Here is a 9064-nt window from a genome sequence, read left to right as displayed (position 1 = left end):
GTGAAACCGTTTAGCGCCGATGATAGTGTGGCAGTTTGCCATGTGAAAGTAGGGAATTGCCAAGCACTTAACACCCAAACCCAAGGCCTCAACACCTTGGGTTTTTTTATGCCAGACAACTAGCGGGTAACGACTGATCAGAGAGGTTGTCAGCCTTAAACTGTAAGCGCGTATCCCTACCACATTGGTTTAACAGGCTGTTTCTGATTTAGCTCTACGATGAATTCCGGTGTCAAAGGTAGTAATTCGTCGATCCTGCTATTTGGCCAGATGGGAAGTTTTCCCAGCGTTTGTTTCAGCCATGCGGCAGGGTCGATGCCATTGAGTTTAGCCGTACCAAAAAGCGTTTGAATGGCTGCCGCCCGTTGGTCTGCCCACTCAGAACCGGCGAACAGCCAATTTCTTTTTCCGATAGCAATTGGCCTGATACAATTTTCGACGACGTTGTTATCGATGGGCAAATGACCCGTGCTGGCATAGCGGATCAATGCAGGCCAACGTTTCAGTGTGTAGTCCAAGGTCTTGGCGGAAGCGCCGCCGTCGGCAGTCATAACGCGAGTTTGGATCAGCCAACTATGCCGCGCTTTCAGGATGGGCTGGCTTTTTTCCAAGCGCAGTTCCTGGCGGGCGGCAATGCTGAGGCCTTTGGCTTCCGCTTCAAGCGCATACAGACTGCCAATGCGCTGCAATGCTTACCACGCCATTGGGCTACCATTCGCCTGATGTAAATCGAAAAATTTACGGTGGGCATGTGCCAAGCACGCCAGTTCAACACAAGGAGCCAACGGCTGGTTGTCAACGCCAGTTCGATTGTCGGTAAACAAGGCCTTATAGCCGCCATAACCATCAACCATGCGCTGACCTTGCCAGTCGCCCAAAAACTGCTTGGCATGTTCACCACCCCAGCCTTTCTGATAGACGAAGACAATGAGCCTGGGATTGGGTTGTAAATCGTTGCTACGGTACGCCCAAAGGTAAGCCTACCGGGGTCAAGCTGTGGCACTGGCATCTCATCCGCATGGATCGTATTGCCTTGCAGCAAATGCCAGGCTAACCGGTCTGCTAAAGGCTGCAAGGTCAGGCCAACACGCCCCACCCAGTCGGCCAAGGTAGACCTGGACAAGATAACTTGATCGCGGACAGCCATCTGTTCCAGACGATAAAGCGCCAAATGATCGACAAACTTACCCACCATAACCCAAGCCAACAAGCCGATAGCAGCCATGCCGCCATCAATCACGGCGGGCGGAATCGGTGCTGCCGTGATCGTTTCACAAGACCTGCAGGCATATTGTGGCCGGATATGCCAATGGACAAAAAACTTGGCGGACTCTACGTCCAGTTGCTCGGTAATGTCTTCACCAATCATGACCAAGGCCTTGCCGCACCGTCCACAGGTGCAAGAGTCAGATTCATGGCGATGTTCAATACGTGGCAAGTGTGCCGACGGTCTGCACGGGGGCGTTTGAGTTTGGCTATCGTGTCGCTTGGCTGCCCATCAGCCAGTTGTTCGATTTCAGCCGCTATGGCGGATACATCGGTATTCCAGGTTTCCTCAAACACGTCCCGCTGCAGTACCGACAACGCTTCATTCTTAGCGTTAAAACGGATACGCTTGTAATAGACCATCATGGGTCAGCACTTCGATCTTGAAGTCTTTGCGCGCGATCTCGGCAGCTTTGGCGGCCAGTTCAATAGCTTTGTCCTGTAGCGCAACCTCCTTGGCTTGCAACTGCACGGACGCGGTCTGCTGGGTCTCATCGAGCAGTGCCCGAGCCATCGCCTCCACCTGTTTTTTGGCGACAGGATCAAGGTTCAATTGGTCAAGTGCTTTCAGGGTTGTTATTTTACCATGAAAACCCTTTAAAGACCTTTTTTACAGTGTGTTACAGCATTTTAACCGGATTATGAAAAGGTTGTCTTCATACCTGTCAACCCACCTAGGAAACAGTCGATAACCGCTACTAGTCTACTCCGTCTACCAACCATTGCCATTGTGCTTCGCTGATCGAAAAACACGCATCATTCACTTTGGGCCAAACAAAACTGCCCCGATGTAACCGCCGCTGGCACAACCAAACGCCATTGCCGTCCCAGACCAAAAGCCGTAGCCGGTTGCCTGGCCGATTCCGGAACACAAACACCGAACCCGCACACGGTGAATGACCCAAGGATTGTTGGACGATTGACGACAAGCCGACTATGCCCCGCCTCATATCGACCGGTGCAACCGCCAACCAAATCCGGTCGGGGTTCGGTATTAGTCCAGGCAACTTAATAACTCACCCAGCCAGGTAGCTGACACTGTGGGCGGCAACTCCAACCAGTGACCTTTGCCATGGTGTAAGACGATATGGCTCGATAATATCGCTTCAACCTGTATCGGTATTAACACCGCTGAGGACGTAGGGTCACTACGTAATTCAGATAAACGGGCTGAAAATGTTTTGCGGTTCAAACCTTCCTGTAGGCAATGGCCTGCTTGTGACAGGTCGCTGTTTTGCCACAGCTCTATATATTGTCGCCAATGTTTAGGTATTGCCATTTCTTACCCTCATTGCAAAAAGGATGACCATGAAGGGCTTTAGGTGGTTTGTTAAGATGGAAGTGCTGGACGCTTACAGTACATCATGATGGGTACCTGTTCTAATTTCGGCAACATGTTCAGCATAGCGGGAGCGGCGCTTTTCCTCCCTTTTCTGCCGGTGTTGCCGACACAGATATTGCTTAACAATATTCTGTACGATCTTTACGAAGTGCCAATCTCGTTAGATGAAGTAGACCAAGAAGAACTTCGCAAGCCTCGGATTCTGAACATGAACTTTATCCGCAATTTTATGCTGGTGATAGGCTCCATCAGTTCGTTGTTTGATTTCCTTACCTTTTACGTCATGTTGGTCGTGTTGAACGCTAATGAGGCATTGTTCCAAACTGGCTGGTTTGTCGAGTCCTTATGTACCCAAATTTTGGTTATTTTTATCATCCGTACTCGTGGCAGTCCATTCAATAGCCGCGCCCATCTGATTCTGGTGTTGACATCGCTCACTGTAGTGGCTGTCGCAGCGGCATTGTCTTTCACCCTTGCAGGGACGTATTTCGGTTTCGTGCCACCACCAGCCCAGTTTTATGCCACCCTGGCGATGATGGTGGTGGTCTATCTGGCAATAGTCGAAGTGACTAAAAGAGTGTCTTACTGGGCAATAAAAATATAAGTTTTTCAATTACCCTTAATAATGAAGCGGGTCAACAACTTTCGCGCACTCATAGCCATGTTGGCTTTACACTCGGGGCAATACCAACGAGCCGGAAGCTGAGGGAAATATTTGCATTTAATCGCGTCAGTCGGAATAGTCAATTCCCCTAATGTCTAAATAAAAATCATTGCAGTGAGTTGAATTTTTCTGTTTGGGATTAATTTTCATTCAAGTACTCAGTCTTATACCCTGCCTGTGCAACGCCAACCACTGTATTGCGATAATCGGTATGCCGGATTCGATCTTGCCATTTTCCAGCATTTTATAGGCTTCCTCGAAGGGTACGGTATAGACTAGAATATCTTCGTCTTCATGATCCAAGCCGTGAATGCCGCCGATTTGGGTACTGTCTACCCTGCCATAAAATAGGCTGATTTGCTCCGATGAACCACCCGGTGTGGTGTAAAAGCAGTTGATTAGCCTTAATTCTAGAATGTCACACCCCGCTTCTTCTTTTGATTCGCGGTGAGCGACTTGTTCAGGGGTTTCGCCTTCATCAATTGCACCAGCGACGATTTCCACCAGCCACGCCCGATCCGTGTTTGCCATTGCGCCGACCCGAAATTGTTCAAGCAAGACGACCTTATCAGCATCGGGATCGTACAATAAGACTGCCACACAATTATTACGGCGGAACAGTTCGCGGCTGATCTCCCCGCTCCATCCGCCCGCAAATAAGGTATGTTTAACGCGGTATTTTTCCATGACGAAAAAACCGTCGTAAACCAGCTCTTTGCCGATGATTTCAAACTTTCTTTCCATTATTTTCTTTTGTATTCAATTCTGTAGATCAAGTCGGCATGGTCATCGGAAACCAATAAGCTGCCGTCCGGCATGTCCAAAATATCGACCGGCCTTCCCAACACTTCGTTGGTTTCAGTTAGCCATCCGCTGATGAAGGCTTTATCCGAAACCGGTTTGCCATCCTTGAATTTGACCCATATCACCTTATAACCATCCGGTTGGGTGCGATTCCAAGAGCCGTGTAGCGCCACAAACAATTGGTTTTGATAATTGGCAGGAAATTGTTTGCCGCGATAAAACCGCAAGCCTAACGGTGCGTTGTGGGCGTTATACGTCCAAACTGGGGGAATAAATTCGCGGCAGGACTTTTCATTGCCAAATTCGGGATCAGGAATCTTGCCACCATGACAATAAGGGTAGCCGAAATGGTCGCCTATTTTTGACCATTGGTTCAGTTCTTCGGGCGGCGCATCGTCACCCAGGTAATCCCGGCCATTTTCATTGAAAAATAAGGCGTTCGTTTCGGGTTGCCAGTCAAAACCGACGGTATTTCGGATACCTGTGGCAATGATTTCAAAACGGCTGCCGTCTGAATTTAACCTTATCAATGACCCATAAGGCTTATCGGGCTTACAGTTATTGCACGGCGCACCAATGGCGGTGTAGAGCTTGCCGTCCGACCCAAAGCGCAGGTATTTCCAGCCATGGTGCTTGTCGGAAGGGAATTTATCGTAAACTACAACAGGTTTTGGTGGCGTGTTCAGGGATTTGGTAATGCCGTCATACCTAATAATCCTATTTATTTCAGCCACATACAATGCGCCATCCTTATAAGCCACACCATTTGGCATGTATAAGTCGCTTGCGATGAGATAGTTTTTATCGGCAACACCATCGTGGTTGGAATCTTCGGTCGCATAGACATTGCCGGATGCGCCCGTGCCAACAAATACAATACCGTTGTCGCCTAACGCCAGGCTACGTGCATTCGGTAGATTGTCGGCAAACACGGATAGCTTGAACCCGTCCGGTACATGTAGGTGTTTTAGCAGGTTTTGATGGTTTCCAGGTTGTGAAAAGCCCAAACCTGTGTTAAATAAAAGCGAAAGTATAAGCGTGGTTTTGGCTAGGTTCATCGAAATTTCCTCCTCAACTAAACTTATGGTCATAATATCATTCTAAACGGGTGTTGATTTCACATATTCAATCCCCATAACGGCATTACAACACAACAAAGAGGTCACACCATGATGCGAATTTTACTGTTTTTAGCTACTAACGTCGCGGTAATGATCGTTATTAGCATTCTTTTCAACCTGTTAGGATTAAGCGGTTATGTAAATGCCCAAGGACTTGATTTAGGGGCATTATTGATGATGTCCGCCGTCATCGGCGTGACCGGTTCGGTGATCTCACTGGCAATGTCGAAAACAATGGCTAAGTCTTCTATGGGCGTACAAGTCATAGCCCAACCCCAAAACCAGACCGAAAAATGGCTGGTCGATATTGTCACCAAACAAGCCCAGAAAGCGGGTATCGGTATGCCGGAAGTGGGTATATTTCAAGCACCAGTCGCTAATGCGTTTGCAACTGGCATGAACAGGAACAACGCACTGGTCGCCGTCAGCACGGGCTTGTTGCAAAGCATGACACCCGATGAAGTCGAAGCCGTGGTTGGGCACGAAATAACGCACGTTGCCAACGGCGATATGGTGACGATGGCCTTGATGCAAGGCGTACTCAATACCTTTGTTTACTTCTTCGCCACTATAATAGGTCACGTCGTAGATCGCGCTTTATCAGGCAATGATGAACGCAGTGGCGTTGGCATGGGCTATTACTTAGTACAAATGATTGCCCAAATCGCGTTGGGATTCCTGGCATCTATGCTGGTCTGCTGGTTCTCACGTTATCGTGAATTCCATGCCGATGCTGGTGGCGCGAATTTGGCGGGAAAGGAAAAGATGATTGGTGCCTTACGTGCATTGCAGCGCGGTCATGAAGCAGAAGAATTACCTGGACAATTCGCCGCTTTCGGCATCAACGGCGGTGGCATACAAAAACTGTTCATGACCCATCCACCTTTGGAAGAACGTATTGCCGCTTTGCAAAACGCCAAATAATTCCAGTTTTGCTGATTGCCGGACAGTAATCTGTCCGGTGCTTCTCTTAGAGCCTGTTCAATAACTGCCTATATAGTCCATCTTCCCAACTTCCACGCCGTTATGACGCAAAATTGCATAAGTTGTGGTGATGTGGAAATAGACATTGGGTAGCACAAAGTCAAGCAAATAAGGCTGACCTAAGAAGCTGATTTCTTTGCCGCGCAATTTCAACATCACGATGCGTTCTTCGTTGCCGTTAATTTGCTCTGCACTGACAGATTGCAAAAAAGCGATAGTTTTGGTGATTCGTGCTTGTAAGTCGGCAAATGTGGTTTCATTATCTTCATAACTGGGTACTTCCAAGCCTGCAAGCCGAGCCGCGCAGCCTTTCGACATATCCGTAGCAATTTGCACTTGCCGACTTAGCGGCAACATATCGGGAGCTAGACGAGCATTAACAAAGATGGACGGATCAATTTTTCTCGCCTCAGCATGAGCGACCGCTTTGTTAAGTAGCACGGATAAGTTACCTAACATACGGATAAAAACTGGGATAGAGGCTTGGTACATATTGAGTGACATAATGTTCTCCAGGTAACGGCAACGAAATCTCTCTCTTTGAGAGAGCGCTAGGGTGATGGGCGCTTTTTACGTTTTCAACGCCAATTATTGTTCTAAAAAATCGTCAAGATAGCACGAAGTAAAATCTTGCTTTGCTGCTAAGGCCTTATCTTGGTTAGTGTTATAACCCCACAACGCAAAAATTAGTTTAACACTTGCTAGCCCGTCATTTTTCAAAACATTAAGCAATGTCGGTAGCCGGTCTTCCACAAAAACCAGAGTTTCGTCGGGATGGGTTTTTAAAAGCCCTTTTAATACCTCAACCTTGCTCATATTACGATCCAGCCCGAAAATTTGCTGGTCTGCTAGATTAATTGCATTAGCTTTGAGAATTTGTTTGACGAAACGTTCCTGTTTAGTAGTGACCACAAACCAATGTCGTTCTTCAAGCTGGCGTAATTTTTCCGCCACGCCATCAAATAAAGGATTCATATTAAGCCAATCAGCCAAATCGTTAGCAATCCAAATATCTCTGGTTTCGCCAAATAATGCTTTCAAATCGTCAACGGTGATTTTACTATCTTTTATTAAGTTATTAATTTTATTGCCATAATCACTGTAAATAGACTCGATTGATTCTTCTAAATACAATAGGCGCATGGTCAAAATGGCTTCGTAGCCCGTTTCAATAATGGGTCTGATTGCCCGGAAGCGAGCTATCATCTCTTGCGGAACAACATTGGGCATGTCATCCCAAATCTGGGCGGCGGCTTTCCAGCCCGTAATCGCCGTTTCAACCGCGCTATCGCAGATAACGCCGTCAAAATCCAGTGCATAAATAATCGAATTGTTCATTTTTGGGCTAACAGTAACTAAGCGTGAGAAATAGCCTCTTGTAACTGGCGGACTAACGAGGTGTGAAATAGGGTAATTCAGCTACACTATAAGAAGATTGTTTTTCATGAATTATTAGCACCTTAAAACGTTTTAGGAGAATAAAATGCGTAAACTATTACTGCTTTGTACGGCTTTGTTTGCACTAACAGCCTGTGAACAAGAAAAGCAAGCCTTGGCTACTGCGGGTAAGGCACCTAAACAGATTATCGATAAAACAACGGACGACATCAATAAAGCGACAGCACTTGCCGCTGAAAGAATGAAAGCCGCCGAGAATGAAGCCAATCCAAAAGCTGTGGAAAAATAATCTTAAAATCTTGGTTTGAATATTACATTCACAATTGGTAGAGCTATTTGTCGATATTTTTAGTCACTTGCGACGTTTCGCACAGCCTTTGCAGATGGCAACATTGATTTTCGGTGTTCGAGTCTCTGGACTATGACCACTGGCGAACCCCAATAATGCGCGCGTAGGTGTTGGGGGTTGGTCATTGTGTCACGCCATTAGACCACAACCATCTTTATATACGGTTTGCTTATGCCTTCAATTTTAAAAGAGGAATTAAGCTCTTTCCCCCAACGCGTTGCGATTTCAACTTCTTCTGTTCGGCCAGCGTCATCTAACAGTATTACGCAACCTGATGTTAATCGATCCTTCATAATGGGTACTAAACCATGCCGTCCACCCTTAGTATTAGCAGGAGGGCCGTCACAGATGACTAGGCAAAAATTAGCAGGCATTTTTTCTAACGGTGCATCGTACCAACTGAAATCACCATAATCTCTGAGAGGCTTGGTGGATAGGATTACCGAGTCAAGCTGGTAATTGTCCAAATATTTTTGTACTCTTACGGCCCATTCAGGCGTGTGTTCAAGTGCCCAATGCTGATGACCGCGCTTCTTGGCAACAGCTCCGAGCAAGAGTGTGGACAAACCAGAGCCACATTCCAATACAGGTCCTTGCGTATTCAAAGCATGGTCAATGCAACAGGCAAGATATTCATCTAAAGCACTCCAAGACTCATTACCCCAGCCGTATATCAAATCATTGAGTGTTTTATTTCCAGGTTGTGTGCAGGCACTGGGATCTTTTATGAAATGTTTCATGGCTCGTTTGAAAACGAAATCACGATGTATTTGACGAAGATGGCTTCGGACTTGCGCTGGTAAGACTAATCTTACTATCGATAGTAGTTGATTCATTGTGATTCTCTTTTAGCCTAAACTTAAAAAACGCTCGAATAAAAATAGGAAACCTTTATAAACTTAAAAATCTTATCATCATCCCAGATGAGATAAGGTTTTTAGAGCTTCCTTATAATTGAATTATAAAAAACATATTTACTTATACTTCGAGACCTTTGCACAAACAGCAGAAACTCCGGCTGACTGGTCAAAAGCCGATTTTTTTGAATTGGCATTCACCTTAATGGGCGGTATTCGGCTGAAATACGCATTTATCTCGCCATTTTTCATAAACCCTTGGCTATTTTTCGCGGTTTT

Annotated in this window: 11 protein-coding genes and 1 pseudogene; 4 read left to right on the top strand and 8 right to left on the bottom strand. The window is 46.5% G+C overall.

Features of this window, described 5'->3' with window-relative positions:
* Positions 1 to 176: 176 nt before the first annotated feature.
* From tnpC to tnpA, 3 genes and pseudogenes are all read right to left on the bottom strand, one after another.
* Positions 177 to 1846 (bottom strand): annotated as a pseudogene (tnpC, locus tag AC1YY3_RS12435) (IS66 family transposase).
* A 118-nt stretch (positions 1847 to 1964) separates the two neighbouring features.
* Complete coding sequence (tnpB, locus tag AC1YY3_RS12430; RefSeq protein WP_481825139.1) at positions 1965 to 2273, bottom strand: IS66 family insertion sequence element accessory protein TnpB; 309 nt, start codon at positions 2271 to 2273, stop codon at positions 1965 to 1967.
* Complete coding sequence (gene tnpA / locus AC1YY3_RS12425) at positions 2261 to 2545, bottom strand: IS66 family insertion sequence element accessory protein TnpA (RefSeq protein WP_481825138.1); 285 nt, start codon at positions 2543 to 2545, stop codon at positions 2261 to 2263. Before tnpA ends, tnpB begins: the two co-directional genes overlap by 13 nt.
* An 85-nt stretch (positions 2546 to 2630) precedes the next feature.
* Between tnpA and AC1YY3_RS12420 the strand changes: the two genes are divergently transcribed.
* Positions 2631 to 3212, top strand: coding sequence for a cation transporting ATPase C-terminal domain-containing protein (locus AC1YY3_RS12420; protein WP_481825137.1), 582 nt, complete (start codon positions 2631 to 2633; stop codon positions 3210 to 3212).
* Between the two features lie 210 nt (positions 3213 to 3422).
* On the opposite strand, the gene AC1YY3_RS12415 is transcribed toward AC1YY3_RS12420, so the two are convergent.
* Both AC1YY3_RS12415 and AC1YY3_RS12410 read right to left on the bottom strand, forming a co-directional pair.
* Positions 3423 to 4016 (bottom strand): NUDIX domain-containing protein, encoded by a 594-nt coding sequence (locus AC1YY3_RS12415; protein WP_481825136.1) that lies wholly within the window; start codon positions 4014 to 4016, stop codon positions 3423 to 3425.
* Positions 4016 to 5167: a PQQ-dependent sugar dehydrogenase gene (locus AC1YY3_RS12410; protein WP_482194525.1), complete on the bottom strand. Its 1152-nt coding sequence runs from the start codon at positions 5165 to 5167 to the stop codon at positions 4016 to 4018. Before AC1YY3_RS12410 ends, AC1YY3_RS12415 begins: the two co-directional genes overlap by 1 nt.
* Before the next feature lie 78 nt (positions 5168 to 5245).
* Between AC1YY3_RS12410 and htpX the strand changes: the two genes are divergently transcribed.
* Positions 5246 to 6121, top strand: a complete 876-nt coding sequence (htpX, locus tag AC1YY3_RS12405) for a protease HtpX (protein WP_481825134.1) — start codon at positions 5246 to 5248, stop codon at positions 6119 to 6121.
* 57 nt (positions 6122 to 6178) lie between these two features.
* Here htpX and AC1YY3_RS12400 read toward each other — a convergent pair whose 3' ends face one another.
* The gene (locus tag AC1YY3_RS12400; RefSeq protein WP_481825133.1) at positions 6179 to 6685 is read right to left on the bottom strand and encodes a DUF1993 domain-containing protein; all 507 of its coding nucleotides are present in this window, start codon (positions 6683 to 6685) and stop codon (positions 6179 to 6181) included.
* An 84-nt stretch (positions 6686 to 6769) separates the two neighbouring features.
* Positions 6770 to 7519 carry an HAD family hydrolase gene (locus tag AC1YY3_RS12395; RefSeq protein ID WP_481825132.1) on the bottom strand — a complete coding sequence of 250 codons (750 nt, stop codon included), beginning with the start codon at positions 7517 to 7519 and terminating at the stop codon, positions 6770 to 6772.
* Positions 7520 to 7664: 145 nt separating this feature from the next.
* Between AC1YY3_RS12395 and AC1YY3_RS12390 the strand changes: the two genes are divergently transcribed.
* A complete protein-coding gene (locus tag AC1YY3_RS12390) occupies positions 7665 to 7868 on the top strand; it encodes a hypothetical protein (RefSeq protein ID WP_481825131.1) in 204 nt (67 codons plus the stop codon).
* Between the two features lie 197 nt (positions 7869 to 8065).
* On the opposite strand, the gene AC1YY3_RS12385 is transcribed toward AC1YY3_RS12390, so the two are convergent.
* Positions 8066 to 8668 carry a hypothetical protein gene (locus AC1YY3_RS12385; protein ID WP_481825130.1) on the bottom strand — a complete coding sequence of 201 codons (603 nt, stop codon included), beginning with the start codon at positions 8666 to 8668 and terminating at the stop codon, positions 8066 to 8068.
* Positions 8669 to 8882: 214 nt separating this feature from the next.
* Here AC1YY3_RS12385 and AC1YY3_RS12380 point away from each other — a divergent pair.
* The coding region (locus AC1YY3_RS12380; RefSeq protein WP_482194524.1) for a hypothetical protein at positions 8883 to 9064 on the top strand (182 nt) is incomplete at its 3' end.

Source organism: Methyloglobulus sp., assembly GCF_964779595.1.
This window is presented reverse-complemented; position numbering and strand designations above follow the sequence as displayed.

Bases quoted from the DNA above. Each gene is read 5' to 3' on its own strand.
- tnpA (WP_481825138.1), bottom strand. From the start codon at position 2,545: ATGGCAATACCTAAACATTGGCGACAATATATAGAGCTGTGGCAAAAC.
- AC1YY3_RS12420 (WP_481825137.1), top strand. From the start codon at position 2,631: ATGATGGGTACCTGTTCTAATTTCGGCAACATGTTCAGCATAGCGGGA.
- AC1YY3_RS12415 (WP_481825136.1), bottom strand. From the start codon at position 4,016: ATGGAAAGAAAGTTTGAAATCATCGGCAAAGAGCTGGTTTACGACGGT.
- AC1YY3_RS12410 (WP_482194525.1), bottom strand. From the start codon at position 5,167: ATGACCATAAGTTTAGTTGAGGAGGAAATTTCGATGAACCTAGCCAAA.
- htpX (WP_481825134.1), top strand. From the start codon at position 5,246: ATGATGCGAATTTTACTGTTTTTAGCTACTAACGTCGCGGTAATGATC.
- AC1YY3_RS12400 (WP_481825133.1), bottom strand. From the start codon at position 6,685: ATGTCACTCAATATGTACCAAGCCTCTATCCCAGTTTTTATCCGTATG.
- AC1YY3_RS12395 (WP_481825132.1), bottom strand. From the start codon at position 7,519: ATGAACAATTCGATTATTTATGCACTGGATTTTGACGGCGTTATCTGC.
- AC1YY3_RS12390 (WP_481825131.1), top strand. From the start codon at position 7,665: ATGCGTAAACTATTACTGCTTTGTACGGCTTTGTTTGCACTAACAGCC.
- AC1YY3_RS12385 (WP_481825130.1), bottom strand. From the start codon at position 8,668: ATGAAACATTTCATAAAAGATCCCAGTGCCTGCACACAACCTGGAAAT.